The 25811-nt window shown below is 63.9% G+C and carries 28 protein-coding genes; 20 read left to right on the plus strand and 8 right to left on the minus strand.

Features of this window, described 5'->3' with window-relative positions; translation table 11 throughout:
• Positions 1-26 precede the first annotated feature (26 nt).
• The 6 genes from ING15_RS04190 to ING15_RS04215 all read left to right on the plus strand — a co-directional run bounded on the left by ING15_RS04190 (position 27) and on the right by ING15_RS04215 (position 5933).
• The gene (locus tag ING15_RS04190) at positions 27-920 is read left to right on the plus strand and encodes a DMT family transporter (RefSeq protein WP_232845546.1); all 894 of its coding nucleotides are present in this window, start codon (positions 27-29) and stop codon (positions 918-920) included.
• A complete protein-coding gene (locus ING15_RS04195; protein WP_232845547.1) occupies positions 917-2161 on the plus strand; it encodes a multidrug effflux MFS transporter in 1245 nt (414 codons plus the stop codon). The genes ING15_RS04190 and ING15_RS04195 overlap by 4 nt, the downstream gene beginning before the upstream one ends.
• 210 nt (positions 2162-2371) lie before the next feature.
• On the plus strand, positions 2372-3169 hold the full coding sequence (locus tag ING15_RS04200) for an ABC transporter substrate-binding protein (RefSeq protein ID WP_206453521.1): 798 nt from the start codon (positions 2372-2374) through the stop codon (positions 3167-3169).
• Between the two features lie 287 nt (positions 3170-3456).
• Positions 3457-4167: an ABC transporter permease gene (locus ING15_RS04205; protein ID WP_206453522.1), complete on the plus strand. Its 711-nt coding sequence runs from the start codon at positions 3457-3459 to the stop codon at positions 4165-4167.
• The gene (locus tag ING15_RS04210; RefSeq protein WP_206453523.1) at positions 4164-4970 is read left to right on the plus strand and encodes an ABC transporter permease; all 807 of its coding nucleotides are present in this window, start codon (positions 4164-4166) and stop codon (positions 4968-4970) included. The genes ING15_RS04205 and ING15_RS04210 overlap by 4 nt, the downstream gene beginning before the upstream one ends.
• Positions 4971-5063: 93 nt before the next feature.
• On the plus strand, positions 5064-5933 hold the full coding sequence (locus tag ING15_RS04215) for an NAD(P)-dependent oxidoreductase (RefSeq protein ID WP_206453524.1): 870 nt from the start codon (positions 5064-5066) through the stop codon (positions 5931-5933).
• A gap of 73 nt (positions 5934-6006) precedes the next feature.
• Here the strand turns inward: ING15_RS04215 and ING15_RS04220 are convergent, their stop codons facing one another.
• From ING15_RS04220 to ING15_RS04230, 3 genes are all read right to left on the minus strand, one after another.
• Positions 6007-6492 carry an Lrp/AsnC family transcriptional regulator gene (locus tag ING15_RS04220; protein WP_206453525.1) on the minus strand — a complete coding sequence of 162 codons (486 nt, stop codon included), beginning with the start codon at positions 6490-6492 and terminating at the stop codon, positions 6007-6009.
• A gap of 74 nt (positions 6493-6566) precedes the next feature.
• Positions 6567-7184 (minus strand): uracil-DNA glycosylase family protein, encoded by a 618-nt coding sequence (locus ING15_RS04225; RefSeq protein WP_206453526.1) that lies wholly within the window; start codon positions 7182-7184, stop codon positions 6567-6569.
• 11 nt (positions 7185-7195) lie between these two features.
• On the minus strand, positions 7196-7807 hold the full coding sequence (locus ING15_RS04230) for a glutathione S-transferase (RefSeq protein ID WP_206453527.1): 612 nt from the start codon (positions 7805-7807) through the stop codon (positions 7196-7198).
• Positions 7808-8046: 239 nt separating this feature from the next.
• Here ING15_RS04230 and ING15_RS04235 point away from each other — a divergent pair, with 239 nt between their 5' ends.
• From ING15_RS04235 to ING15_RS04245, 3 genes are all read left to right on the plus strand, one after another.
• The gene (locus tag ING15_RS04235) at positions 8047-9552 is read left to right on the plus strand and encodes a sensor histidine kinase (protein WP_206453528.1); all 1506 of its coding nucleotides are present in this window, start codon (positions 8047-8049) and stop codon (positions 9550-9552) included.
• Positions 9553-9660: 108 nt separating this feature from the next.
• A complete protein-coding gene (locus ING15_RS04240; protein ID WP_206453529.1) occupies positions 9661-9906 on the plus strand; it encodes a DUF1289 domain-containing protein in 246 nt (81 codons plus the stop codon).
• Positions 9899-10606 carry a retropepsin-like aspartic protease family protein gene (locus ING15_RS04245; RefSeq protein WP_206453530.1) on the plus strand — a complete coding sequence of 236 codons (708 nt, stop codon included), beginning with the start codon at positions 9899-9901 and terminating at the stop codon, positions 10604-10606. The genes ING15_RS04240 and ING15_RS04245 overlap by 8 nt, the downstream gene beginning before the upstream one ends.
• Before the next feature lie 16 nt (positions 10607-10622).
• Here ING15_RS04245 and ING15_RS04250 read toward each other — a convergent pair whose 3' ends face one another.
• Complete coding sequence (locus ING15_RS04250; RefSeq protein ID WP_206453531.1) at positions 10623-11447, minus strand: sulfite exporter TauE/SafE family protein; 825 nt, start codon at positions 11445-11447, stop codon at positions 10623-10625.
• Positions 11448-11530: 83 nt separating this feature from the next.
• A complete protein-coding gene (gene dusA, locus ING15_RS04255; protein ID WP_206453532.1) occupies positions 11531-12532 on the minus strand; it encodes a tRNA dihydrouridine(20/20a) synthase DusA in 1002 nt (333 codons plus the stop codon).
• A gap of 331 nt (positions 12533-12863) precedes the next feature.
• Between dusA and ING15_RS04260 the strand changes: the two genes are divergently transcribed.
• On the plus strand, positions 12864-13073 hold the full coding sequence (locus ING15_RS04260) for a hypothetical protein (protein WP_206453533.1): 210 nt from the start codon (positions 12864-12866) through the stop codon (positions 13071-13073).
• On the opposite strand, the gene ING15_RS04265 is transcribed toward ING15_RS04260, so the two are convergent.
• The gene (locus ING15_RS04265; protein ID WP_206453534.1) at positions 13063-13590 is read right to left on the minus strand and encodes a hypothetical protein; all 528 of its coding nucleotides are present in this window, start codon (positions 13588-13590) and stop codon (positions 13063-13065) included. The two genes, ING15_RS04260 and ING15_RS04265, sit on opposite strands and share 11 nt — an antisense overlap.
• Positions 13591-14021: 431 nt before the next feature.
• Here ING15_RS04265 and ING15_RS04270 point away from each other — a divergent pair, with 431 nt between their 5' ends.
• Positions 14022-14225, plus strand: coding sequence for a dodecin family protein (locus ING15_RS04270; protein ID WP_206453535.1), 204 nt, complete (start codon positions 14022-14024; stop codon positions 14223-14225).
• A gap of 256 nt (positions 14226-14481) precedes the next feature.
• On the opposite strand, the gene ING15_RS04275 is transcribed toward ING15_RS04270, so the two are convergent.
• Positions 14482-14931: a MarR family winged helix-turn-helix transcriptional regulator gene (locus tag ING15_RS04275; RefSeq protein WP_206453536.1), complete on the minus strand. Its 450-nt coding sequence runs from the start codon at positions 14929-14931 to the stop codon at positions 14482-14484.
• Positions 14932-15406: 475 nt separating this feature from the next.
• Here ING15_RS04275 and ING15_RS04280 point away from each other — a divergent pair, with 475 nt between their 5' ends.
• The 8 genes from ING15_RS04280 to ING15_RS04315 all read left to right on the plus strand — a co-directional run bounded on the left by ING15_RS04280 (position 15407) and on the right by ING15_RS04315 (position 22668).
• Positions 15407-15796 carry a DUF302 domain-containing protein gene (locus tag ING15_RS04280; RefSeq protein WP_206453537.1) on the plus strand — a complete coding sequence of 130 codons (390 nt, stop codon included), beginning with the start codon at positions 15407-15409 and terminating at the stop codon, positions 15794-15796.
• Between the two features lie 327 nt (positions 15797-16123).
• The gene (locus ING15_RS04285) at positions 16124-16405 is read left to right on the plus strand and encodes an acyl carrier protein (RefSeq protein WP_206453538.1); all 282 of its coding nucleotides are present in this window, start codon (positions 16124-16126) and stop codon (positions 16403-16405) included.
• Between the two features lie 195 nt (positions 16406-16600).
• Positions 16601-17812, plus strand: a complete 1212-nt coding sequence (locus ING15_RS04290) for a beta-ketoacyl-ACP synthase (protein ID WP_206453539.1) — start codon at positions 16601-16603, stop codon at positions 17810-17812.
• Positions 17813-17822: 10 nt separating this feature from the next.
• Positions 17823-19121 carry a beta-ketoacyl-ACP synthase gene (locus ING15_RS04295; protein ID WP_206453540.1) on the plus strand — a complete coding sequence of 433 codons (1299 nt, stop codon included), beginning with the start codon at positions 17823-17825 and terminating at the stop codon, positions 19119-19121.
• 143 nt (positions 19122-19264) lie between these two features.
• Positions 19265-20314: a zinc-binding dehydrogenase gene (locus tag ING15_RS04300; protein ID WP_206453541.1), complete on the plus strand. Its 1050-nt coding sequence runs from the start codon at positions 19265-19267 to the stop codon at positions 20312-20314.
• On the plus strand, positions 20311-21246 hold the full coding sequence (locus tag ING15_RS04305) for a lipid A biosynthesis lauroyl acyltransferase (RefSeq protein WP_206453542.1): 936 nt from the start codon (positions 20311-20313) through the stop codon (positions 21244-21246). Before ING15_RS04300 ends, ING15_RS04305 begins: the two co-directional genes overlap by 4 nt.
• 244 nt (positions 21247-21490) lie before the next feature.
• Positions 21491-22414 (plus strand): universal stress protein, encoded by a 924-nt coding sequence (locus ING15_RS04310; RefSeq protein ID WP_206453543.1) that lies wholly within the window; start codon positions 21491-21493, stop codon positions 22412-22414.
• 26 nt (positions 22415-22440) lie between these two features.
• Positions 22441-22668 carry a hypothetical protein gene (locus ING15_RS04315; RefSeq protein WP_206453544.1) on the plus strand — a complete coding sequence of 76 codons (228 nt, stop codon included), beginning with the start codon at positions 22441-22443 and terminating at the stop codon, positions 22666-22668.
• Positions 22669-22680: 12 nt separating this feature from the next.
• Here ING15_RS04315 and ING15_RS04320 read toward each other — a convergent pair whose 3' ends face one another.
• Complete coding sequence (locus ING15_RS04320) at positions 22681-23109, minus strand: L,D-transpeptidase (RefSeq protein WP_206453545.1); 429 nt, start codon at positions 23107-23109, stop codon at positions 22681-22683.
• Positions 23110-23643: 534 nt separating this feature from the next.
• Between ING15_RS04320 and ING15_RS04325 the strand changes: the two genes are divergently transcribed.
• Positions 23644-25554 (plus strand): putative bifunctional diguanylate cyclase/phosphodiesterase, encoded by a 1911-nt coding sequence (locus ING15_RS04325; RefSeq protein WP_206453546.1) that lies wholly within the window; start codon positions 23644-23646, stop codon positions 25552-25554.
• Positions 25555-25811 lie beyond the last annotated feature (257 nt).

Genomic DNA, 25811 nt, shown 5'->3' on the forward strand with positions numbered 1-25811 from the left:
TCCCAGCAACCGTCCGGCCTTTTCCATTGTTCAGCGACAACATCCGCGCCGCGGTCTTCATGCTCGTCGCCATGGCCGGCTTCGTGGTCAACGACACCTTCGTGAAGCTCACGGCGGAGGAGCTGTCGCCGCCGCAGATCATGGCGGTACGCGGCGTCGCCGCATCGCTGCTGTTGTTCCTGCTGGCCTGGCGCATGGGGGCGCTCCGGCCGATCGGCCTCGCCCTGCAGCCCCGGCTTATGCTGCGCACGGGAGCGGACTTCATGGCGACTTTCAGCTACCTGACCGGGCTCAGCCAGATGCCGATCGCCAACGCCTCGGCGATCTTCCAGGCCCTGCCGCTGACGGTGACGCTCGGCGCCGCCGTCTTCCTGCGCGAACCCGTCGGCTGGCGCCGCTGGGCCGCTATCGGCGTCGGCTTCGTCGGGGTGATCATCATCGTGCGGCCGGGCACCGACGGCTTCACCATCTATTCTCTGTCCATCCTCGCCGCCGTGGTATTTTCCGCCATTCGCGATCTGGCCACGCGCCGCATGGACCGGGCGATACCCTCGCTGTTCATCTCGCTGATGGCGGCAATCGCGGTTTCGCTGCTCGGCTGGACCCTGATCCCGTTCACCGGCGGCTGGCAACCGGTCTCGGCCGCCAACGCGCTGTGGCTATCCTGCGCCGCTGTCAGCATCATCGTCGGCTATATCTTCATCGTCCAAGCCATGCGGACCGGCGATATGGGCTTCGTCGCGCCGTTCCGCTATTCAGTGCTGCTCTACGCTCTGGTCATCGGCGTCGTCGTCTTCAATGACTGGCCCTCGATACCGGTGCTGGTCGGCTCGGCCATCGTCGTGGCGAGCGGCCTCTACACCCTCTATCGCGAACGGGTACGCGGCGTCGCGGCCCCCTTGAAGAGCCATATCCATTGAGCGAGCAGCCATTACCGAAGATCCTGCCCTCGTCGCCGGCCACGGCACGGGAGGAAGACAGCATGGGCGCGCGGCGCCCCATGCTGGCGACGCTGATGATCGCCTCGGCGCTGTCGCCGCTGGCGATCAATATCTTCATCCCGTCGATGGCCTCGATCGCGCGCGATCTGAATGCCGACGGCGCGACGGTCGGGCTGGGGCTGTCGCTCTATCTCGCCGCCACCGCGATCATCCAGCTGATCGCCGGGCCCCTCTCCGACCGCTTCGGGCGGAGGCCTGTCATCCTTGGCGGAATGGCCCTCTTTCTGCTCGGAACGGCCCTCTGCCTGCTCGCCCAGGATGTCGGCCTGTTTCTGGTCGGTCGCGTCGTCCAGGCGGCCAGCGCCACCGGCATAGCCTTGTCCCGCGCCATCGTGCGCGACGTCTATAGCCGCGAGCGCGCGGCGGCGATGATCGGTTACGTCACCATGGGGCTCGCCGTCGCCCCGATGCTCGGCCCCGCGATCGGCGGCGTGATGGATACCGCGTTCGGCTGGCGCAGCGTGTTCTGGCTGCTCGCCGTCATGGGCGTTTTGACCATGACCCTGCTCGTCTTCGACCTTTCGGAAACCAACGACGACACCGGCAAGCCGATCGTCAGCCAGTTCCGCAGCTATGGCGAACTCGTCGGGGCCAGCGCTTTCTGGATCTATGTCGGCACGTCGTCGCTGACCTCGGGGGTCTTTTTCGCCTTTCTCGGCGGCGCCCCCTTCGTCGCAGTGACCATTCTCGGGATGACGCCCGCCGGCTACGGCCTTTGGTTCATGCTGGCGGCGATGGGTTACATAATCGGCAATTTCGGCACCGCGCGCCTGTCCGAGCGGTTTGGCGTCAAGACCTTGATGGTGACGGGAGCGGCGATGACCCTCACCGCCACCGCCCTGTCCCTGGTGCTGATCGGTTTGGGGCTTCTGTCACCGATGACGCTGTTCGGGCCGATGCTTCTGGTCGGGATCGGCAACGGTCTGGCGTTGCCCACGGCGACCGCCGGTGGCGTCAGCGTGCGTCCAGAAGCGGCTGGGGCAGCGGCGGGTCTTCTCGGCGCCTGCCAGATCGGCCTCGGCGCGATCAGTTCGATCCTCGCGGCCATCCTCGCCACCAGCGCGGTTGGCGCCGTCGGTCTCACCGCCCTGATGACGGGATTCGGCCTGGCGGGCCTTGCCTGCGCGCTCGCGGCGCGGCGCGTGCGACCGAACCCATAGGAAATCCGCCGCGGCGGAATCGGCACACGGAGCGGATCAGGCGCTCGAAAACGCCCCGCGCCGTCGCATCATGGTTGAAAATGCCTGCCCAAGGCGAAGGACGCAGTTGCCTATCACCTTGGAATAGTGGCAGCATCGCCTGCACAACAGGCATGCTGCTCGAACGGGCGACGAACGTCCAAGCCGTGCCGCTCAACAGAAGAGGTATTCATGCGTCTCCCCATCTCTCTGGCGCTCGCCGCCTCTGTCGCAGTCATCGCCTTCGGCCCCGCCACGGCCCAGGAAAACGATGCCGACAAGGATTGGTCGAAAGTGGTCATCGGCACCGAAGGCGCCTATCCTCCCTTCAACTTTCTCGACGCCTCGGGCGAGCTGAAGGGCTTTGACGTCGATATCGCCCAGGCCCTCTGTGACGAGATGAAGGTCGAATGCAGCTTCGTCACGCAGGATTGGGACGGCATCATCCCGGCGCTTCAGAACGGCAATTTCGACGCCATCGTCGCCTCGATGTCGATCACGCCGGAGCGGGAGGAGCAGATCGCCTTCACCAATAAATACTACCAGACGCCGCCGGCGATCGCCGTCCCGAAGGATTCCGACATCTCCGAAGCCACGGCAGAGGCTCTGGCCGGCAAGGCGATCGGCGCCCAGGCTGCAACGACGCACGCCCGCGCTGCCGAGGCGCTGTTTCCCGATGCCGATGTGCGCCAGTATCCCACGGCCGAGGAATACAAGCTCGACATCGAGAACGGTCGGGTCGACGCGGTGATCGACGACGTCGTGGTCCTGAACGAATGGATCGCGAGCGACGCCGGCGCTTGCTGCAAGGTGCTGGGCACACTGCCCGCCGATCCGGCGATCTACGGCAAGGGCATCGGCATCGGCCTGCGCCAGGGCGACGACAAGCTCAAGGGCATGTTCAACGACGCCATCGCCGCGATCCGCGAGAATGGCAAATACAAGGAAATCCAGGACCAGTATTTCGACTTCGACGTCTACGGCGAATAAGCCGATCTTTCATCGAAACGAAGGCGGCCGTGGCGGATTTCCCGTCGCGGCCGTTGTCATTTCAACAGATCGTCGCGGGCGTCGGTCAGCCGAAATCGTACTGCCAGGCGGCCGGCTCGAACGCATAGGCGGCGCCGTCGGTGCCCGCGACAATGTGGCCGACGCCGGGAAAGGCTATGTGCATTCCGGCGACGCGGGTGCGATTGGCGCTGATCTTCGAGATACCACGCCCGCCTGCGTTATCGCCGCTTGATGATCCTCCGTGTGCCCGCTAACGATCGATCCCGATGAACATCGACTGGACCCTGATCGGCTTCGGCCCGACCGGATGGGGCGACGACATCGCGTGGGGCGTTCTGGTCACCGCGGCGCTGGCGCTCGCGACCCTGCCGATCGGCCTCACCGCCGGCTTCCTGCTGGCGCTCGCCAAGCAGTCGGAGGATCGCTTCCTCAACCTGTCAGCCAATATCTACACGACCATCTTCCGCGGCCTGCCCGAGCTGCTGACCCTGTTTCTCGTCTATTTCGGCGTCAATGGCGCGTTGAAGTCGCTCACCGACGCCACCGGATTACCGAATCTCGCCCTGTCGAGCTTCGTCTCCGGCATGGTCGCCCTTGGCTTCGTCTTCGCCGCCTTCGCCAGTGAGGTTTTCCTCTCGGCCTTTCGGGCCATTCCGCAGGGGCAGAGGGAAGGCGCCGCGGCTCTCGGCCTCCGCCGATCGCAGACCATGGTGCTGGTCATCCTGCCGCAGCTGATCCGCATCGCCCTTCCCGGTCTCGGCAATCTGTGGATGAACCTGTTGAAGGACACCGCGCTGGTATCGGTCATCGGTCTTGCCGACATCCTGCGCCAGTCGCAGATCGCCGCCCGCGTGACCCGCGAGCCCTTCCTGTTCTTCGGGGTGGCGATCGTGCTGTATCTGATCCTCACCATCGTCTCCTCGGCGGCGATCGGCCGGATCGATCGCTGGGCCAAGCGCGGCGAGATGGCCAAGTGAGCGCCCCGGCGCTCACCGCCCCGGCCGCCGCCAGGCCTAAGCGCGGCGTCAGCGGCATCGTCGCCCTGGGCCTCTGGATCGCGATCGCCATCGGGCTCGTCGCCTACATTGCCAGCGTCTGGAATCCGAGCCTGTTCACCCGCTTCGGCCCGTCCTACCTGTCGGGTCTGTGGATTACCGTGTCGCTGGTCCTCATTTCCTTCGTCTGCGGCGCGGTGATCTCGCTGCCGGTCGCGCTGGGGCGCATGGCGAGGAATCCCGTGGCGCGGACGCTGGCCTTCGTCTTCGTCTATTTCTTCCGGGGCACGCCGCTGATCGCCCAGATCTTCCTGGTCTATTATGGCTTCGGCCAGTTCCGCGACGCCTTCGAGACGGTGGGGCTATGGTGGTTCTTCCGCGAGGCCTGGTACTGCGCGCTGTTCGCCCTATCCCTGAACACGGCGGCCTATCAGGCCGAGATCCTGCGCGGCGGCATCGAGAGCGTGCCGAACGGTCAGTTGGAAGGCGCCCGCTCGCTCGGCCTGCACCGGCTGGTGATCTTCTGGAAGATCGTCATGCCGCAGGCGATGATCGTTGCGCTGCGCCCCTACGCCAACGAGATCATCCTGATGATCAAGGCCTCGGCGATCGTCGCGATCATCACCGTCTACGACCTCTTCGGCGAGACGCGGCAGGCCTATTCGCGCACCTTCGACTTCCAGACCTATATCTGGGCGGCGCTTTTGTATCTCACCATCGTCGAGGCGCTGCGCCACGCCACCAATTTCGTCGAACGGCGGCTGACCCGGCATCTGAAGCGGTAGCGCAATGTCGTTTATGCGCATTGACCAAGCCGACCACTGCGGTTAGCCCGAAGGGAAAGCGCCCAAGGGCAAACGTAGCAACGGGAGAGTGGCATGGCGAAGGTTGCATTCATCGGATTGGGCGTGATGGGGTATCCGATGGCGGGCCACCTCAAGGCCAAGGGCGGGCACGACGTCACCGTGTTCAACCGCTCGGCCGCAAAGGCCGAGAAATGGGCGGCCGAGCATGGCGGATCGCATGCCGCGACGCCGCGCGAAGCTGCCAGGGACGCGGACTTCGTGTTCTGTTGCGTCGGCAATGACGACGACGTCCGCTCCGTCATCTACGGTGACGACGGAGCCTTCGCCGGCATGAAGCCGGGCGCGACCCTGATCGACAACACCACCGCTTCGGCGGAGCTGGCCCGCGAACTAGACGCGGCGGCCAGGGAAAAGGGTTTCAAATTCATCGACGCTCCGGTCTCGGGCGGCCAGGCCGGCGCCGAGAACGGCGCCCTGACTGTCATGTGCGGCGGCAAGCAGGCCGATTTCGACGCCGCGAAGCCGGTGATCGAGGCCTATGCCAAGATGGTCGGGCTGATGGGTCCGGCCGGGTCCGGCCAACTCACCAAGATGATGAACCAGATCTGCATCGCCGGTCTCGTCCAGGGGCTGTCGGAGGCGATCGCCTTCGGCCAGAATTCCGGACTCGACATCGAGAATGTCGTCTCCGTCATCTCCAAGGGCGCCGCCGGCTCCTGGCAGATGGAGAACCGCCACAAGACCATGAACGAGGGCCATTACGAGCATGGCTTCGCGGTCGAATGGATGCGCAAGGATCTGGGCATCTGCCTCGAGGAGGCCAAGCGCAACGGCTCGACCCTCCCCGTTACCGCCCTCGTCGACCAGTTCTATGCCGACGTCGAACAGATGGGCGGCAAGCGCTGGGATACCTCGTCGCTGCTGGCGCGGCTCAAGCGCTGAGCAACGCGGCGGGCGGCTTCCCGGCGGGCGCTGCCGCGCCTGCCCGTCCAGCGCGACCCACCGCCGCTCCGTCTCAACTCTCCCGCGGTTCCTTGTCCAGCACCATGTAGTCGAGCGGCATTTCGGTCGTGTATTTGATCTGCTCCATGGCGAAGGACGAGGAGACGTCGCGGATCTCGATCTTGGCGATCATCCGCTTGTAGAAGGCGTCATAGGCGGCGATGTCCGGCACCACGACGCGCAGGAGATAATCAACGTCGCCGCTCATGCGGTAGAACTCGACAACCTCGGGAAACTCGCCGACCACCTCGGAGAAGCGCTTCAGCCATTCGTTGGAGTGGGAACTGGTGCGGATCGAAACGAAGACCGTCACTCGAGCGTTAACCTTGGCGGGATTGAGGATCGCCACCCGCCGCTTGATCACGCCCTCTTCCTCGAGCTTCTGGATGCGCCGCCAGCACGGCGTCGTCGACAGGCCGACGCGCTTGGCGACGTCGGCGACCGCCAGCGTCGCGTTTTCCTGCAGCAGCCTCAGTATCTTCTTGTCCAGCCGGTCCATCGACGCCTTACTCCCTGTCCTGCGCCCGAAGGATTACAGGAGGCGCGCAAAAATCGGTAGGCCGGCCGGTCTGCTCACACAAGGTCCGCCACCCGCCGCTTCAGTTCCGGCAGAAGCTCGGCCGCGAACCAGGGATGACGCTTCAGCCAGGCATTGTTGCGCCAGGACGGATGCGGCAGCGGCAATACCTGCGCGAAGCGCCCCTCCCCTGCGAGGATGTTGCGCCAGTCGGCAACCGTCTCGGTCAGCGTCCGCGCGCCGCCGCCAGCGATATGGAAACGCTGGGCGTACAGGCCGATCGCCAGAACCAGCTCGACCTGCGGCATCGCGCGCATCACCCGTTCGTGCCACGTCGCCCGGCACTCCTTGCGCGGCGGCAGGTCGCCGCCCTTGCCGTCGTATCCCGGGAAGCAGAAGCCCATCGGCACGATCGCGACCCGCGTCGGATCGTAGAAGACATCCGGTCCGATCCCCAGCCAATCGCGCAGCCGCACGCCCGACGGATCGTTGAACGGCTTGGTCGTCTTGTCGGCGAGATTGCCGGGCGCCTGCCCGGCGATGACGAGGCGCGCGGTCGGCGAGATCGCCAGCACCGGGTTCGGCTCGATCGGAAGCGGCGGGCCGAGCGGCGCCTCGCGGCAAATCCGGCAGGAGCGGATCGTGTGATAGAGCGTCGTCGGATCGTCTCTCACCGCCGCGATGCTCAGGCCTTGGCGCTTGGCCGCGATGAGACCTCCGCATACCAGCGGCGAACGTTCTCCAGATCCTCTGACGGCGTGATCTTCGCCGGCTTCATGAAATCCACCGCGATCATGCCGGTGATGTCGGCAACGCTGTAGGCATCGCCCGCCGCGAATCGGTTGTCCGCCAGATGCGCGTCGAACAGCTTGAGAAATTCCAGCGCCTTCGGCCGGTTCGCCTCGCCCCATTCTGCGACCTGCGGCACTTCCCATCCGGCCATCGCCGGATGGGTGTGACGGAACGCCGCGGCCACAGGCTGGAGGAGGCCGAGTTCAAGCCGGCGGTTCCACATCTCGACCTTGGCCCGGCCCAGCGCGCCGGTGCCGAACAGCGGCGGTTCGGGATGTTCTTCCTCGAAATAGCGGCAGATGGCGATTGACTCGGTCAGGCAGGTGCCGTCGTCGAGCTCGAGAACCGGAAGCCGTTGCAAGGGATTACGGCGGGTAATCTCATCCGATTTGTGACCCAGTTCGCCCATATCGACGGGCTCGATTGGGACATCGATCCCCTTTTCGGCCAGATAGACCCGCACCCTGCGCGGATTGGGCGCGCGCCCCCCATCGAACAGTTTCATTCCGTCATCTCCCGATCCCGCTTCACCGGCAATGGTTTAGGCAGGCGCGGCCCCGCTGCCAAGGCGACGCGGCACACCGGCGTTCGTCCTGCGGGAGGACACGTAACGCCCGAACGGATGCCCGCCGCGCGGTTTCCACAGAACAACTAGCCTTTTCGTTATTCCTTAAGGCATTTTTTTAAGCTTCTCGAAACAGGATGGCATCGTTTCAGCGCGTAGCCAGGCGATCGATCGGGTTCATGTCAGTCGCAGCCCCACCCAGTTATGACCACGCCGTCGTCGCACGACGGCGCGCCGCACGTAGCGGCGATATCGCCAAGACCCTCAAGGCGACGCGCGAGCGGCTGTCGTCGCGCGGCGGTCTTGCGCCGGGATTCGACCGCGAGCTACTGACCCAGCATGCCGCCGCGCTGCAGGCGGCGGCCATCGTGCTGCCGCTGCCGGTCATCTTGACCGGACTGGGGCTGTCGGTCTTCACCGGTCCGCTGCCCGCGATCCTTTGGACCGGCTTCGCGCTTCTCGGCTACCTCGCACTGGTTCTCCTCTCGCGGCGTTTCGCGACCGATATATCGGGACGGCTCGACGTCTCACGCTGGGCCAAGATCTTCGTCGTCGGCCATGTCGCCGCCGGGCTTTCGTGGGCCTATCTCGCGACGCTGTCCTGCGCCGATTGCGTACCGCTTCGCTTCGAGATCTTCCAGTTCACCGTGCTGTTCCTGGCGATCGCGATGATCGCGATGATCTCCTCGACCCTGAAGGCGGTGGTCCCCCTCACGTTTCTACCGATGGTGCTGGTCCTCGGCTATGGCATCGTCGCGGCTCCGCAGCCGGTTCTCGGCGCCATGCACGCCGTGCTGATCGGCGCCGTGCCGTTCTTCGCCGTGGTCGCGGAGACACTGCGCCGCGCCGCGATCGCGCAATTGAAGCATCAAAGTGAAAAAGACGAGTTGATCACCGAACTCGACATCGCCCGCGTCATGTCCGACGAAGCGCGCCTGCGCGCCGAGGAAGCCAATCTGGCCAAATCCCGCTTTCTGGCGACGATGAGCCATGAGCTGCGCACGCCGCTCAACGCCATTCTCGGTTTTTCGGAGGTCATGAGCAACGAGATTCTCGGGCCGGTCGGCAATGATTCCTACAAGGAATATGTCGCCGACATCCATGCCTCCGGCCAGCATCTCCTGGGCCTGATCAACGAGATCCTCGACCTTTCGCGCGTCGAGGCGGGACGATACAATCTCGACGAGGAAGCCATCGAACTCGTGCCGATCGCCCGCGCCTGCATCGGCTATATCAAAGTCAAGGCCAAGGCGAAGAACCTCGTGGTGCGCTCGGAGTTCGAGAAGGACCTCCCGGCGATGTGGGCGGACGAACGGTCGCTCCGCCAGATCATCATCAACCTTCTGTCGAACGCGGTGAAATTCACCCCGCGCGGCGGCGAGATCGTGCTGCGGGTCGGCTGGACGGCCGGAGGCGGCCAATACGTTTCCGTCAAGGACAATGGCCCCGGTATTCCCGAGGAGGAAATCCCGATCGTGCTGTCGTCCTTCGGTCAGGGCTCGATCGCCATCAAGAGCGCCGAACAGGGCACCGGTCTTGGATTGCCGATCGTCCAGGCGCTGGTCAAAATGCATGGTGGCAGCTTCGAACTCCTGTCGCGTCTGCGCGAAGGCACCGAGGCGATCGCGATCTTCCCCAACTCCCGTGTCCTCGAGGTGATGCCGGCGCTCGACGAGCAGGAATGAACGGATGCGCGGTGCCCGGTCGCCGGTTTTTTGCTTGTTCCGTCTCCCTACGCTCGCCATATGAACGCCTGTGAACGACCATGGCTGTGACCAGACCCGGCGGGACTCATGAGCATCGAAAGCCCCTGCATCCTCGTCTGCGTACTCGATCCGAAGAGCGGCTACTGCTTCGGCTGCGGGCGGACCGGCGAGGAGATCGCCAGTTGGACCTCGGTCTCGCCCGAGACCCGCCGCGCGGTGACTGAAGTGCTGCCCAGCCGGCTCGCGAACGTCGAGCGACCGGCGCGGCGCGAGACCGCCCGCTCCCGGCGTGCCCGCGAGCGGCGTGAAATGGACGCCGGCAGCGATGCGTAGCGGCCGGCTCCTTTGGATCATCCTCGGCCTTCTGGCCGCGGCCGGTCTGGCGCTCGTGTTCAATGGCGACGGCAAAATCGTCGGCCTTGATGACGATCAGTTCGCCAGCCTTGCCTATTATGGTGCCTGGGGCCTGGTGCTGGCGTCGACGGCGGTTCTCATGCTGCGCACCCGTCTCGGCGAAGCACTGAGGGGCGCGGCGATCTGGTTTCTCGCCTTTGTCGTACTGATCGGCCTCTATACCTTCCTGCCGGACTTGGCCTCCCTGAAAAACCGGTTGATGGCGGCGCTTGTGCCCGGCACGCTCGTGGCGATCGGCGCCCCCGAGGGCAACAGGTTCATGACGCTGCGCGGACGGGACGATCATTTCCGGCTGGACGGTTCGATCGACGGCAAGTCTGTCTCCTTTATCGTCGACACCGGCGCCTCCGTTGTCGCCATGGACCGAACGATCGCCGAGACGATCGGCATCGACACGGCCAGCCTCCGCTTTTCACAGGAGGTGATGACGGCGAACGGCATCGCCCGGGCGGCACCGATCCGGCTCGACGCGGTCCGCGTCGGCGATATCGTGCGCCACGATGTCCCGGCGGCGGTCACCGAGGGTGAGGGTCTCGGCGTCGCTCTTCTGGGCATGAGTTTCCTCAACACCCTCACCTCCTTCGACTTCCGCGGCGACCGGCTGATCCTGACGGATTAGGTCGCCCGATCGGCAGTCACAGCAGACTATAGGCGAAGCGCGCCGCGACGATCAGCAGGAACCCGCCGAAGCCGAGCTCGAGCTGGCGTCGGGTCAGCCGATGCGCCAGCGCCACGCCGAGCGGCACCGCGAGGATCGAGGCCGGCGCGACGAGGCCGACGGCGGCGAGGCTGACGAAACCAAGGCTGAACGACGGCAGCAGCGGATTGCCCCAGCCGCCGACGATATAGGCGAGAACGCCGGGAACCGAGATTAGGACGCCCACGCCGGCGCTGGTCGCCACCGCCTGGATCATCGGCCGGCCGTAGAGGGTCATGAAGGTGTTGTTGAGAATACCGCCGCCGATTCCCATCAGCGACGACAGCAGACCGATGAGGAATCCGGCCACCGAGCGTCCGGCAAGGCCCGGTAGGTCCGGACCCAGCAAGAAGCCGATACGCCCGAAGATCAGCTTCAGTCCGAGCGTGAGGGCGAGCGCGGCGAAGATCGCGCGAAGTTCCGCCGACGTGGCCGACGCCGCGACAGCGGCCCCGGCGACGGCGCCGAGCGGGATGGCGATCGTCCAGCCCTTCAGCAACCGCCAGTCGACCGCGTCCCGCTTCCAGTGCGAGGCAAGCGAGCGCAGCGACGTCGGTATGATGATCGCGACCGAAGAGCCGATGGCCAGATGCATCGAGACGGCGTGGCTGACGCCAAGCCCCTCGAAGGTCTGATAGAGGACGGGAACAAAGATCGCCCCGCCGCCGACGCCAAACAGACCGGCGAGGAAGCCGGCGGCTGCGGCGGCCGCGACGATTGGCAAGGCCAGAGCGGCAAGGGAAGCGAGATCGATCGGAATCATGGCGCGTCATAGGCCGTCGACGCGACCTTTGCATCCCTGTTTCGGCGCGTCGAAGGGCGAAAGATCGGCCGGGGCCGTGAAACTCAGGCGGCGGCGCGCCCGAAAGCCTCGATGCGCACGGCGGCAAACGCCTCCTTGAGCAGTTGCGGCCCGGCATCGGGACGGCTTGCGCCCTCGGACAGGATCTGCCGCCAGCGCCGAGCACCGGGCATGCCGTTGAACAGCCCGATCATGTGCCGCGTGACCTGGCCGAGCCGGCCACCTTGCGCGATGTGCCGGCCGGCGTAGGCGGCCATGGTGTCGATCAGCGCGGAAAAATCGATGCTCCGGGCTGCTTCGCCGAAGAAGCGGGCGTCGACGTCGACCAGCCGGTCCGGCGTCTGATAGGCGGCGCGTCCCATCATCACGCCGTCGACGTGGGGAAGCTCCGCCTCGGCCTCGCCAAGCGTTTTCAAGCCGCCATTCAGCCCCACGAAGACACCGGGAAGCCGCTGCTTCAGGCGATGAACCCGATCGTAGTCGAGCGGCGGAATGTTGCGATTCTGCTTTGGACTGAGCCCTTCGAGCCAGGCCTTGCGCGCATGGACCCAGATACCCGCGACGCCAGCCGCCACGGCCGCGTCGGCAAGCCAGTCGAGCGCCTCTTCGGGATCCTGATCGTCGACGCCGAGCCGACACTTGACCGTCACCGGGACGGCGCTGGCTTCGGCCATCGCTGCCAGACATTCGCCGACGAGGCTCGGCTCGCGCATCAGACAGGCGCCGAAAGTGCCGGACTGGACGCGATCCGACGGGCAGCCGACGTTCAGGTTGATCTCCTCATAGCCATAAGAGGCGGCGATCCGCGTGGCGCGCGCCAGCTTGTCCGGATCCGAACCGCCGATCTGCAGCGCCACCGGGTGCTCCGCAGCGTCGAAGCCGAGGAGCCGTTCCGCATCGCCATGCAGGATCGCGTCTGCGACGATCATCTCGGTGTAGAGCAACGCGCGCCGGGTCAACTGCCGGTGAAAGAACCGGCAGTGACGATCGGTCCAGTCGATCATAGGCGCAATGGAAAATCTACTGTGTTCCCAATGACTTAACACTTGCTGTCCGTCCAATCGTTGTTAGCGATGCTGATGGGGCCACTTCTGGATATCTTGCGCCCGTTGCAGTATCCCGAAGCTCAGTGCTTCCGCCCCAGCGTCCGGTGCTAAAAAATTGCTACGAACGGGTCTGTAGCACTTTTTGGGACTCTTCCAGTCGGTTCAAAGCCTTAGCGGGAATCGAATTATCGCCAGTCGGTCTTTTCGAAATTTGGACCGACCGGCACTACCGACAGCGCGCTCCGTCAGTCATTGCTTGTGGAGACTATCCACCCGCCCTAGCACGGAATGAACGGGGCGGTTATCCATGTCCAGCGGATCGGAGTAGCTGATGTGGCAGAAAATCAAAGACTGGTATCAGGGCCGATATGTCGAGCCGCAAAACGACCTCGACGCGATCATCTTTTTGCAGGGCCACTATGAGCGCCCTCCTCTAGCAAGAGCGCTCAGTCGGATATTTCAGTTCTGGCTTGATCACTGGAAGTGGATCATCGGAACGATGATCGCAATCACCGCTCTCGGCATCAGTATCAGCCGCTGACGTTGCCAGCCCCCTCCTGCTTGTGGGCGGCGAGAAACTCGTCGCGCAACCGCCGGATACGATTGGCGCAGGCTTGGGCATAGTTCTTCTGGATGATTACATCGTCCGAATCCCATTCGCCCGCCTCGCCTTCGCATATCCCGATAGCGCGCTTTGCGAACAACTCCAGCCCGCTAATGTCAGGGGCGGGCGGGGCTGCGTAAAGGGGCTTCAGATCGTGTCCGTAATTTTGGCGAAGCGTTTCCGCCTGCTCTGGATCAGAGCACCAGATCTGAATATTCCCGCTGTCGGCAAATGCTGCGTAAGCGATGGGTTGAGCTGTCAAGGAATCCTTGACAGCTGCGGCCTGCCATTCCTGAATCATAGCCCCCCATGCGGACCTGTATGTTTCCTTTCCACCTTCGCTGCACTCACGCCATGCTGCTGCAAGCATTGCCTCGCTAGCCTCAATCGGCACCATCACATACCCACTCGTGACCGCTTGCTGGCGGTTCTCGGTGTCGTTTTCGGTCGTCATAGAATTTTCCTCGCGGCGGTATTCCGCCGTCGTTCAGGTTTGTTGCTCGGCTTCCGGCTTGCGGACGGTCGCCCCGGGGGTTTTTGATGTTTGTTCAATCCAAACCTCGGTGCTACATGCTACGATATTGTAGCGCTAAATGTTTGGAATCGCTACCTGATTAGGAACGGCATGTCCCATCCATCATGGGCGCGACGGCAAAGCGGCGTGTTTGGATGAATTGCATGATGCCTGCACCATTGAAGATCGCGTTTGAACGCCCTGGAGTTCGATATGGAGCAAACAGCCGACCTTTGTAATGGGGCCGGCATCGACGCGGCGCCGCGCCATTGGCTCGCCCAGCGTCCGACGACTGTCAGGATTCAAAACGGAGACGGAACCTCCAGCAGCCACAAACCGTTTTCTCAATTTACTCGCGGGAGGAAAATATCATGACCGTCGCACGCGTCACAGAAATCTCCGCAACCTCGCCTGAAAGCTTCGAGGCGGCGATTCGCGAAGCCATCAGCCGGGCAACGAAAACATTGCGCAACGTCCAGGGTGCGTGGGTGAAGGAGCAAGAGGTTCGGGTCAAAGATGACAAGATAACCGCATTCAAGGTCAATCTGATGGTCACCTTCCTGCTTGAGGACTGAGACCGGACCGCAGCCTCACGTCTTCGCGCATCCATCGTGCAGGTCAAGAACGTCCGGGGGCATTATCCCTTGGACCAGGAGTGGAATCCGCATGCGTGGCCCATGATTTACGCGGCGAGATCGCGTCTTGTTCCCATGACACGTCCGGCCGAATCCTCGCTTTGCCGAAGCCGCACCTGCAGCAGGGGTGAGCACGTCGGCACGCGCACCCGACTCACGCGCCGAAGCCCCTCCGGTCGATCCCTCCCCCGCTTATCTAGTGATCGAAGGCCCGGTCGAGGCCGGCCAGCCCCCGTTCGAGCCCAGCGAGTTCGTCCTCGCTCAATTCGCTCAGCACCTGGTTTTCGGCTTCCTCGACCTTCGGGACGAGCGCCGAGTAGGCACGCATGCCCGCTTCCGTCAGGGTCAGATATTCAAAACGCCGGTCGGTGGTCGCACGGCTTCGGCCCAGCCACCCCCGATCATCGAGAGATGACACCGCCCGGCTGACCTTGGTTTTGTCCATCGCCGTGGTTTCGACGATGTAGGACGAGGTGAACGCCTTCCCATCTGCGGCGCCGAGAATGATCAGAACGCTGAATTCCGGTGGGGTAAGGCCGTGCTGATCCCTGTGCACCTGGGCGGTGATCCGGCCAAGCGCGGTAGCCGCCCGGATCAACCGGTTGGTGAGAAAAAGGGTTCGGCCCTCTGTCTTGTTCGCGCTCATCAATCGTTGCCCTGCACCTGGAGATCTGGACATCATCTCCGGCTTGCCGCGATCGGCCCGCCGTGGCCAAGGGCCCTGCGTCGCCGACCGTTGGAAAGTGATCCGGTCGTGTTGAGCAAACGTTGCAATCGCGCCGACTGTTCCGCCTGATCCCTCAAACGCAAGCATTTCCGACCCTCGGCGCCTGCATCGAATGCTTCGGAGCCCGCGACATCCAGCAGGCGCGAAGCCGCCGGGCCTGTTGATTCCGATCATTGACCCTATGTCGCGGTCTGGCCACACAGTGAACTGCGAGCGCTCTGCCGCTCGTGAGAAACAGCGAAGGGGAACCGATGATGGACGGATTTGGTTGGATGGGCGGCGGCATGGGATTCGGCGGTTTCTGGATGCTGTTGCTGCTGGTGATCGTCATCCTGGCGATTGCTGCTCTGGTGAAATATCTCAGCCGCTGAGCCTTTTTTTAAGGAGACATCAAATGGCTTATACGATCAACCGGGTCTTCGACGCGGAGGATTTCGATGCCGTTGTGGAACGCACCCGATCTGCGCTCACCGACCAGGGCTTCGGCGTTCTAACCGAGATCGACGTCAAGGCGACGATGAAGAAGAAGCTCGACATCGACATGGACGACTATCTGATCCTCGGCGCCTGCAACCCGCGCATGGCGCATCAGGCCATCGGCATCGAGCCGCGCGTCGGCGCCATGCTTCCCTGCAACGTGATTTTGCGAAAGACCGGACCGAGCGCCGTCGAGGTCAGCGCGGTCGATCCAGTGGCCTCGATGGCATCGATCGATAACACAGAGCTGACATCGGTCGCCGGTCAGGTGCGCGACATGCTTGAAACGGTGGTCCAGAACATCTGACACCAGCCTGCGATGATCCGTTGGCGGAGCGGGCTCGTCGAAGCATGAGCCATCTCCGCCGAGCGGTTCCCGGTCAAACAACCGGTATCCTCGAAACCATCCCCTCTGATCGCAGGCGGGATGGTTTGAGCGCGCCAATGCCGGCGGGTGTGCTACAGTCAAACGAAAGCACCGCGCTTGACGCCCACACACCCCACATTTTCGACACCTTGCGCCAGCATAGCGCCCGCCATGTCGGCACAGGGTGATCGCGGCTTTGCATTTGGCCCCGAATTCCCTATAGCTTCGCGCCAAATTCGCCCTGGCCCATCAGACAAGGATAAATCATTGTCTTCAACCTTCGACCGGGTCGCGGACATCATCGCCGAGACCAGCGAGATCGACCGCGCCCAGATCACACCGGAAAGTCATACGATCGACGATCTGGGAATCGATTCGCTCGATTTCCTGGACATCGTGTTCGCGATCGACAAGGAGTTCGGGATCAAGATCCCACTTGAGAAATGGACCCAGGAGGTCAATGACGGCGACGTTCCGACGGAAGAATATTTCGTGCTGAAGAATCTCTGCGCGAAGATCGATGAATTGCGCGCAGCAAAAGCCGTCTGAGGCAGCGTCATCATCGCGCCGCCGCCACTCCCCCGCCTTCGAGCGAGTGCGGGGAATTGGCGTGGTGCTTGAATGGCGACAGGATGGCATCCGACGACCCATGCGGAGTGTCGCCATCGTGCCGGGGAGCGCGGGACGCCATAAACCGATCGCACCGGTGGGAGGCGGAACGGTCCGGAAGCTTGGAACATTCGCATGACTGAGAGTGCCAGGGACGTCGTCATAACCGGAATCGGGCTGGTTTCCTCTCTCGGCGAGGGAGTCGCGGCACATCTCGACGCGTTCGCCCGTGGGCCTGCGCCGCAGCCGAAGATTGAGGCTGAGACCTACGCGCCGTATTTCGTCCACCCCCTGCCCCCGCTCGACTGGTCGAACCAGATCCCCAAGAAGGGCGACCAGCGTCAGATGGAGACCTGGCAAAAGCTGGGCACCTACGCGGCCGGGCTCGCGCTGGACGACGCCGGCATTCCCGCCGACGAGGCGGTACGCGGCAAGATCGATATGGTCGTCGCAGCCGGGGGCGGCGAGCGCGACATGACGGTTGACGCGCTAGTGATGGAACGGGCTCGTGGGTCCAACGACCGCGATCGGATCGTCAACGAAACCCTGTCGACGGAACTGCGCCCCACCCTGTTTCTGACGCAGCTTTCCAACCTCCTCGCGGGTAACATTTCGATCGTCCACAAAGTGACGGGCTCGTCGCGCACCTTCATGGGCGAGGAAGCGGCGGGGATTTCGGCGTTCGCCTCGGCGAGGGCCCGGATCGCGTCCGGCCAGAGCGACATCTGTCTGGTTGGCGGCGCGTTTTCGGCCGAGCGCAAGGATCTGATCCTCAATTTTGATCTCGCCGAGTTGATGCTCAAGGACGAGTGGCGCCCGGTGTCGTCCCGCGTGGCGCCCCATGACGGCATCGCCGTGGGCAGCGTCGGCGCTTTCGTCATCCTGGAATCGGCCGAGCATGCCGCCGCGCGATCGGCGCTCGCCTACGCCCGGCTCCTCACCGCGACCGGCGACCGCGGCCGCCGCGAGACAGCCGCGACCGAGGCTCGCTTTGAGGCCGTTCTGCCGCCGCAGCAGGGGCCGGCGGAAGAGACACTGGTTCTGTCGGGCGCGACGGGCATCGCCGATCTTCTGGCTATCGAACACAGTGTTCTGCAAAATACCTTTCCGGGGGCGCCGGTTCGGGCCTATGGAACGCTGCTCGGCCATTCCTTCGAGGCGCAGCTACCCGCCGGGATCGCGCTGGCGGCGGGTGCTCTGTCGCGCGGTGAGGCCCTGCCGCCTCTCGATCCCGGCGAGGAACAGCCGGCATCGGCAAGGCCCCGCCGGGCGGTCGTGACCGCGATCGGCCATCTGCATGCCGAGGGCGCTTGTCTGCTTGAGGCCGTGGACGGCCGCAGATTGTGAGGACCAGATCATGAGCGCCAATGTGACCGCCGTGGAGACCGATTTCCTGGGCCGTCCGGTGATCGCGATCACCGGGCTTGGCATCGTGTCCTCGCTCGGCCGCGGCGTCGAGGACAATTGGGCCGCGCTCTCCTCGGGCCGCTCGGGCATTCACAGCATCGAGCGGTTCTCGACCGAAGGGCTGCGGACGACCATTTCCGGCTCCGTCGATTTCATGGGAGCGGAGAACGACACCTCGACCACGCTCTCCTATGCCATGGCCGAAGCCGCCGGGTCCGAGGCCATCCAGATGGCCGGCCTGCCGGATAACGACTTCGCAGGACCGCTGTTCCTGGCCGCTCCGCCGGTGGAGATGGAATGGAAGCATCGTCTCGCCCTCGACGCGATGGACGGCGCCGAACGCGAGGAGGCCGGCTATGACCGGCTGCTGGAAGTGGCAAGGCGTCACCCCAATCCCGCGATCTACCGTTTGACCCAGTGCAGCCGGATCTCCGAGCTGCTGGCCGATCGGCTCGGAACCCGTGGCCTGCCGATTACCCTCTCGACAGCCTGCGCTTCGGGCGCGACCGCCATTCAGCTCGGCGTCGAGGCCATCCGGCGCGGCGAGAGCGAGCGGGCGATCGCCATCGGCACCGATGGTTCGATCACGCCGGAATCGGTGATCCGCTTTTCGCTGCTTTCGGCGCTGTCGACCAACAACGACGTCCCGGAAAAGGCCTCCAAGCCCTTCTCCAAGGATCGGGACGGCTTCGTCATGGCGGAGGGCGCGGGCGCGCTCGTCCTGGAGTCGCTGACCGCGGCCAAGGCACGCGGGGCCAAGATCCTCGGTATCATCCACGGCTGCGGCGAACGCGCCGACGACTTTCACCGCACGCGCTCCAAACCGGACGGTTCGCCGATCATCGCGACGATCAACGCCGGCCTCGCCGACGCCGGCATGGCGCCGACCGACATCGACTACATCAACGCCCACGGCACCTCGACTCCGGAAAACGACCGGATGGAAGCGACCGGTCTCGGCGCCGTCTTCGGCGAAGCGCTGAAGACCACCCCGATTTCGTCGAACAAGTCGATGATCGGCCACACGCTGACCGCGGCCGGGGCGATCGAGGCCGCCTTCTCGGTGCTGTCGCTGCAACACAGCGTGCTGCCGCCGACGATCAATTACGACAATCCGGACCCGGCGATCCCTCTCGACACCGTACCGAACACGGCACGCTCGGCCGATATCCGCGCGGTGCTGTCCAATTCCTTCGGCTTCGGCGGCCAGAACGTCTGTCTCGTCATCGGGCGCGAACCGCGCGCCTGACCGCCGGTTCCACAACATCAAGAGCGCAAGCAAGAGCAGGAACGGTTTCCTGCGTCTCTTTCGCTTTCATTTGCGAAATTCGATCACGTGGGATTGGGGCGAAACCGATCGGATGTCATCGTGATCCAGGCTGAGGTAGAATCATGCGGGCATTGCAACTCGTCGGCGACCGCGACCTGAAGGTGGTCGACCTGCCACCGCCGCCCGAGCCCGGCCCCGGCGAGGTCACCGTGGCGATCAAGGCAGTCGCGCTCAACCACATCGACGTCTGGGGCTGGCGCGGCATGGCGTTCGCCAAGCGCAAGATGCCGCTGGTCGTCGGCGCCGAGGCCGCCGGTGTGGTGTCGGCGATCGGCCCAGGCGTCTCTTCGGTTCTGCCCGGTCAGCTGGTCTCGATCTACGGTGCGCGCACCTGTGGCCTGTGCCGGGCCTGCCGCGAGGGTCGCGACAATCTCTGCGAGCATGTCGGTGGTGTCCACGGCTTCCATCTCGACGGCTTCGCGCAGGAGAAGGTCAACCTGCCGGCCCGGCTGCTCGTCCCTGCCCCTCCGGGCTGCGACGCGGTTGGCGCGGCGCTGGCGCCGGTCACCTTCGGCACCGTCGAGCACATGCTGTTCGACAATGCCAAGCTCGAGCCGGGCGAAACGATCCTGATTCACGCCGGCGGCTCCGGCATCGGCTCGGCCGCGATCCAGCTCGCCAAGAAGATGGGCTGCACGGTCATCACGACGGTCGGCTCCGATGACAAGATCGAGCGCGCCAGGGCGCTGGGCGCCGATCACGTGATCAACTATCGCGAGGATCGCTTCGAGGGCGTCACCCGCAAGCTGACGAAGAAAAAGGGCGTCGACGTCGTCTTCGAGCACGTGGGCAAGGATACCTTCCCGGGCTCGATGCTGTGCCTGAAGCGTGGTGGCCGGCTCGTGACCTGCGGCTCGACCTCGGGCATCTCAACCGAGATCAATCTGATGATGCTCTTCCAGCAGCAACTGCGGCTGATCGGCTCCTTCGGCTGCCGCATGGAGAATATGCGCGACGCCATGCAGAAGATGGCGCGCGGCCTCGTCCATCCGGTGATCGACACCAGGATCGGCTTCGATGGGATCGAGGTCGCGCTGAAACGAATGGAAACGCGCGCGGTATTCGGCAAGATCGTTCTCGACCTGAAGGCCGAGGGCGCGGACACCCTATGAATCCCGCAACAGCTCGCCTCGCTCTGCGGGGCAAACGGGCGGCGGATTATCTTATCGCCCAACTTCTGTTCGGGCTTCTCCGGCTGGTTCGCCTGCTGCCAGCCGGAACGGGCCTCGCCTTCGCCGACCGCACGGCGCGGCTATTGGGGCCGCTGACGCCGCGCCACCGGCTTGCCAAGGACAATCTGCGCCAAGCCTATCCGGAAAAGGATGACGCCTGGGTCGAGCGCATTGCCCGGGAGAACTGGGGCCAGATGGGCCGTATCGCCGCGGAGTTTGTGTTTCTCGACGATCTCTTCGACTTCGACCCGGAAAACCCCGGCCGCGGGCGAATTGAGGTCGAGGGCGTCGACACGTTCCTGGAATTGCGCGAGCGCAAGGGACCCTTCATCTTCTTCACTGGCCATCTCGGTTGCTTCGAGCTGTTGCCGATCGGCGCGGCGGCGTTCGGCCTCGAATTCACCGCGCTCTTCCGCCAGCCCAACAACCGCTACATCGCCAAGGAGGTTCAGTCGGCCCGCCGCACCAGCGGCGGACATCTGGTACCCTCAAAAGCCGGTGCCGCCTGGTCGCTCGCCGGCGTTTTACAGCGGGGCGGCTCGGTCGGCATGCTGGTCGACCAGAAATTCCGCAAAGGCGTCGAGACGACGTTCTTCGGCCGCCCCTGCAAGACCAACCCCTTGCTGCCGAAACTCGCCCGCCAGTTCGACTGCGAAATCTATCCGGCCCGTTCGATCCGGCTACCGGACGGCCGCTATCGCCTCGAATTGAAGCCGCGGCTGGATCTGCCACGGGACGCCACCGGCGAAATCGACGTTCCGGCGACCTGCCAGTTGCTCAACGATACCGTCGAAGGCTGGGTGCGCGAGCACCCGGAACAGTGGATGTGGTTTCACGACCGCTGGAAATCGAAGCCGCTGACCAAGCGCTAGCGCGGAATCGGGAAAAGTGGATATCCATGTTCCGCTCGCAGTACGCGCTCCCTGACCGGAGGCAGTGCGATCTCGTCGTGATCTGATGCGGGTCGCCTGCCCGATCGGCAACGGCGGCCGACCGGCCGTGGTCGAGCGGACGCCAAATCCTCCGGCGATTGACCCGGATCAAGGTTCAGGGCCACGAGGGCGTGGAAAGTCCTTTCCAATGGAGCGATACTCCGACAGGCGAAAGGAACACCCCATGGGCACCATCGGAACGCGGATCGGAGCGGATGGCGACGCGAGAGCACCCGACTTCGAAAACGCGCCCTCGCCCCGCAGCCAGCGCAATCGATCGCATCGGATCGCGGACCTTGCGGTTCATCTCGACGGGGGCGATCAGGACGCGGCGAAGATCGCTCACCTGCAGACGATCCGCACCATCTTCGGTGCCCATGTCGAAGCCTTTTTCGCCAACCCCATTCCGACCGCCTTCATCCCGATCGGACCCGGCTACGAGGGCCTTCCCGCCGAGATCTGGGCCGAAGGCGCGGCCGCGGGAGACGTCGCCGAGAAGACGATTCGCGCCCGATTGGATCGGCTGGACTTCTCTGCGGAATTGCGGCGCGTCGACGGGATGCCGCACGAACTCGTCCCGGCGACGGCGACGCTGGCCCGTTCGCTCGACCTGTTTCTGCTCGGCCGCCCCGATGGCGACAGATGGCGGACGGATATTCTGGAAGCCGTTCTTTTCGATGCCGGAGCCCCTGCTCTCGTGATGCCGCCGGATGCGGCGGCGGCGAAGGACCCGCGGACGATCCTCATCGGCTGGCGCGATACCACTGAGTGCTCCCACGCGATCGCCGCCTCGCTGCCTTTTCTGGAACGCGCGGCGCGGGTACATCTGGTTTCCGTAGCGGAGACATCCTCCAGCGAGGAAAAGCGCATCGAACCCGCCGCCGATATGGCCAAGCATTTGTCCCGCCACGGCATTTCGGTAGAGGTCCGGCATTTGCCGAAATGGAACCACCCGGCCGAGGCGCTGCTGAACGAGGCGGCGATCGTCGGCGCGGACCTCATGGTCGCCGGGGCTTATGGACGCTCGCGCCTGCGCGAGATGATTTTCGGCGGGGTCACGCGAGCCCTTCTGAGGGACTGCCCGATCCCGCTCCTCATGGCTCACTGAGGGCCGCAAGCGAAGGAGATATTGCTATGCACTCGTCAGAATTGCGGTACTGCGTGGAACCGACCGGCGGACGCTGGATGGTTTCCTTCTGCCACTCACCCCATGGTTTCTTCGACCGGCGCGTCGATGCCATCCGCTCCGCGCTATCGGACGCCGACCGGGTCGAGCGCATGGGGCACAAGGTGACGGTGGTCGTCGCCCGCCCCGCCGACGCCCCCGATCTCGCGCAGCGGGTCTTGCGGCCGCCCCACTGAGCGATGCTCCGGTCAGCGCTGCACGATGACCCGGGTATTGCGCATCCCGATCTTCTTGACCAGCGAGTAGAAGATGCGCGCATTGGCGGTGTGGAGCCGCACGCAGCCGTGCGACGCCGGGCGTCCGAGGCGGCTGACGGCGTTGGTGCCGTGAATCGCGTAGCCGCCATGGTAGAAGACCGAATAGGGCATCGGCGACATGTCGTATTTGCGCGAATACCACATGCGGTGCGTGCGCTTGGGCCGCCAACTCCCGGTAGGTGTCACATAGCCCTTCCTCGCCGTCGACACCGGCCAGCGATACATCACCCTGCCGTTCTTGATGACGGTCAGCGTCTGGGACGAAAGATCGACCTTGGCCACCAGCCCCGCCGTGGCGCTGGACATAGCGAATGCGAGGAATCCGGCCATCACGGCGATGACAAGCAGTCCGTTTTTCATGAAAACCTCTCCAGCCCCGAAAGGCATAAAATAGTCGCCCCAAAAAAGTCTAATTTCACATCCGTCGGATGGTCAATTGCCGATCGCGTGATGTGCCGTCTGCGTGGCTTTTCGCGAGCTCGGACGGTGGCGACGGATGAGTTCTTTTTCGACGAGGGCCCCTTATTCCAACCGGCGGTGACAGGAACCCCTTCAATTGGCCATGGCCGGTGCCTAGGCGCCGACGCATGACGAGGAACAGGACGAGAGGCGACGCGGCGCACTGAGCCTTGCGGCTGATGGCCGGAGAAGCCCGTTCGACGTCATCGTGTGGATCCCTATTACCCCGGGTCGGTATTAAGGCACGCGAGGCGGCAAGAAATGACCGCAACAATTGTCTACCGAACTCGAATTCGACAATTGTTTACATCTTCGCTCTAGCGTTACGCCTGAATATCGATGCGGATGGCAATGCTGCTCAGCGTGATAAAACGATACGGCGCAACCCTGCTCGGCGGATTGATTATCTCCGGGTTTGTCGTCACGAGCGCGTTCATGATCGGCGGAGCGACTGTTGGAGAGCTCGTCGAAACGGGTGCACGCGCTCGCGGCGCTGAGTTTGCCCGCCTTCTCTTGGGACCCGGAGGACATGTCGACGCGTTTCTGACCAGTATCACCCGCACCTCTGACGCCGAGACATCCATCCGCAAGATCGCGGGCCTGGCGGGGATCGAAAGCTTCGCCGTCTTCGACCGTGAAGGTCAGGAAGTGTATCGGTCCCGTTCCGATCGCTACGACTGGTTGCTGCGCGACCGGCCGGGCGGCATCAGTTCGGGTGATCGGCTTTCGACAGCTGTGCTGACGAAGTCCGGCGCATGGTCGATCGTCGAAGACGACCGCGTCACCAATCCCTCGTTTCTGGCCCCCCTGATTCGGAATGGCCAGACGATCGGCTATGTCTCGGTGGTCGCCGACATGATCGCCCAGCGCTATGCGTTCAAGGTCACACTCGCCCGCGCCTCGGCGTCATTGCTGCTCATCCTGTTCCTGGCGACCGGGGTGCCTTTGCTGCTTTACCTGCGCCGCAAACGCAAGATCGCCGAGGCAGCCGACCGCATCGACTTCCTGGCCAATCATGACGCCCTGACCAACCTGTTGAATCGCAGACGCATGCAGGAGGAAACCGACCGCGTTCTAGCCACGGTGCGCGCAACGCGGGAGCAGATGGGCTATCTGTACATCGATCTGGACGAACTTTCCGAGATCAACGACCGGCTTGGCCAGAACTGCGGCGACGAACTTCTGACGATGGTCGCGGCCCGCCTTGCCGCGGTTGTCGATCCCTGCGATCTCGTCGGCCGGATCGGTGCCGACGACTTCGCGGTTCTGCGCCGTCGCATTACCTCGGTCGAGGACATTGCGGCACTGGCCAAACGAATCTTCGACGCGGTCTGCGAGCCGGCCGAACTCGCCGGGGAGATCGTCAAGCCCCGGGTTTCGATCGGCTGCGCCATGGTGCCAGAGGACGGGCGGACCCACTCCGAATTGGTCAAGCATGCCGAGATCGCGCATCTGCACCACAAGACCGACAAAAGCCGCAATCTCGTCTTCTTCGAGCCCACAATGGACGAGGCGATGCACCACCGACGCTATGTCGAGGCGCTGGTGCGCGAGGCGGTCGAGAATGAAAGCTTCGAACTCTTCTATCAGCCGATCGTCAATGGCGACGGCTCTCGCCTGCTTGGCTTCGAGGCGCTCCTGCGGCTGCGCGATGAGAAGGGCGACCACATCTCTCCTGCTGTGTTCGTGCCGATCGCCGAAGCACGCGGCTACATCAAAGCCATCGGCACATGGGTTATCCGCGAGGCAACCCGCCAGATCGCACTCTGGCCGAAGGACCTATTCGTCTCGGTCAATCTCAGCGCGGTCCAGTTTGGTGATGGAGATCTGGTAAAGATCGTCGAGGCGGCTCTCAACCGGGCCGGCATCGGCGGAAACAGACTCGAGATCGAGGTCGTCGAATCGCTGTTGCTCGATCGCTCGGACGACATTCTTGCGCAACTTCGTCAGTTGAAGACGCTTGGAATCTCGGTCGACATGGACGATTTCGGCACGGGCTATTCGTCTCTCGGCTATCTCTGGCGCTTTCCCTTCGACAAATTGAAGATCGACCAGTCCTTCATGGTGGCGCTGGACAATGGCGAACCGAATGTATCACGGCTTCTCGAGACCATCGTCTCCATGGCCCATCATCTAAAGATGAAGGTCACCACCGAAGGTGTCGAGACCGAGGCGCAGGTGGCGCTGATGAAGAGCCTGGGCTGCGATCAGATGCAAGGCTATTTCTTCGGTCGGCCAATGCCGGCAGACCAGGTGGCGGCCGAGATCCTGGAGCGCTTCCGGCACAACGTCGCGGAAAATCCGGCGGCTGCTCCCATTCTGGAGCGTGCAAACCACCGCTCCTGACGCTGGCGCCGCGCGCGCCATGGCCAGGACCGTAGCGCGGCCGCAGGAGACCGGAGCGCGGTAACCGCGATCGTTCACGCAAAAATCGCGTGGAATTCCAAGACCGCAACGGTTCAGGGCATCATCGACTCATCGGCCGCCGAGTTTTTCTCGGAAAGGCCTAGGCCGTAAACTCATAAATCTGGTTGGCAACGGATAACGCGACTGATTCAAGGGTCCGAACGAGGAGGCCTTGATGTCGCGACGCCGCTACGAAC

It is taken from the genome of Aurantimonas marina, assembly GCF_017183135.1.
Taxonomy (GTDB): domain Bacteria; phylum Pseudomonadota; class Alphaproteobacteria; order Rhizobiales; family Rhizobiaceae; genus Aurantimonas; species Aurantimonas marina.

Bases quoted from the DNA above. Each gene is read 5' to 3' on its own strand.
- ING15_RS04200 (WP_206453521.1), top strand. From the start codon at position 2,372: ATGCGTCTCCCCATCTCTCTGGCGCTCGCCGCCTCTGTCGCAGTCATC.
- ING15_RS04205 (WP_206453522.1), top strand. From the start codon at position 3,457: ATGAACATCGACTGGACCCTGATCGGCTTCGGCCCGACCGGATGGGGC.
- ING15_RS04215 (WP_206453524.1), top strand. From the start codon at position 5,064: ATGGCGAAGGTTGCATTCATCGGATTGGGCGTGATGGGGTATCCGATG.
- ING15_RS04220 (WP_206453525.1), bottom strand. From the start codon at position 6,492: ATGGACCGGCTGGACAAGAAGATACTGAGGCTGCTGCAGGAAAACGCG.
- ING15_RS04230 (WP_206453527.1), bottom strand. From the start codon at position 7,807: ATGAAACTGTTCGATGGGGGGCGCGCGCCCAATCCGCGCAGGGTGCGG.
- ING15_RS04235 (WP_206453528.1), top strand. From the start codon at position 8,047: ATGTCAGTCGCAGCCCCACCCAGTTATGACCACGCCGTCGTCGCACGA.
- ING15_RS04240 (WP_206453529.1), top strand. From the start codon at position 9,661: ATGAGCATCGAAAGCCCCTGCATCCTCGTCTGCGTACTCGATCCGAAG.
- ING15_RS04245 (WP_206453530.1), top strand. From the start codon at position 9,899: ATGCGTAGCGGCCGGCTCCTTTGGATCATCCTCGGCCTTCTGGCCGCG.
- ING15_RS04250 (WP_206453531.1), bottom strand. From the start codon at position 11,447: ATGATTCCGATCGATCTCGCTTCCCTTGCCGCTCTGGCCTTGCCAATC.
- ING15_RS04260 (WP_206453533.1), top strand. From the start codon at position 12,864: ATGTGGCAGAAAATCAAAGACTGGTATCAGGGCCGATATGTCGAGCCG.
- ING15_RS04265 (WP_206453534.1), bottom strand. From the start codon at position 13,590: ATGACGACCGAAAACGACACCGAGAACCGCCAGCAAGCGGTCACGAGT.
- ING15_RS04270 (WP_206453535.1), top strand. From the start codon at position 14,022: ATGACCGTCGCACGCGTCACAGAAATCTCCGCAACCTCGCCTGAAAGC.
- ING15_RS04275 (WP_206453536.1), bottom strand. From the start codon at position 14,931: ATGAGCGCGAACAAGACAGAGGGCCGAACCCTTTTTCTCACCAACCGG.
- ING15_RS04280 (WP_206453537.1), top strand. From the start codon at position 15,407: ATGGCTTATACGATCAACCGGGTCTTCGACGCGGAGGATTTCGATGCC.
- ING15_RS04290 (WP_206453539.1), top strand. From the start codon at position 16,601: ATGACTGAGAGTGCCAGGGACGTCGTCATAACCGGAATCGGGCTGGTT.
- ING15_RS04295 (WP_206453540.1), top strand. From the start codon at position 17,823: ATGAGCGCCAATGTGACCGCCGTGGAGACCGATTTCCTGGGCCGTCCG.
- ING15_RS04300 (WP_206453541.1), top strand. From the start codon at position 19,265: ATGCGGGCATTGCAACTCGTCGGCGACCGCGACCTGAAGGTGGTCGAC.
- ING15_RS04305 (WP_206453542.1), top strand. From the start codon at position 20,311: ATGAATCCCGCAACAGCTCGCCTCGCTCTGCGGGGCAAACGGGCGGCG.
- ING15_RS04310 (WP_206453543.1), top strand. From the start codon at position 21,491: ATGGGCACCATCGGAACGCGGATCGGAGCGGATGGCGACGCGAGAGCA.
- ING15_RS04315 (WP_206453544.1), top strand. From the start codon at position 22,441: ATGCACTCGTCAGAATTGCGGTACTGCGTGGAACCGACCGGCGGACGC.
- ING15_RS04320 (WP_206453545.1), bottom strand. From the start codon at position 23,109: ATGAAAAACGGACTGCTTGTCATCGCCGTGATGGCCGGATTCCTCGCA.
- ING15_RS04325 (WP_206453546.1), top strand. From the start codon at position 23,644: ATGATCGGCGGAGCGACTGTTGGAGAGCTCGTCGAAACGGGTGCACGC.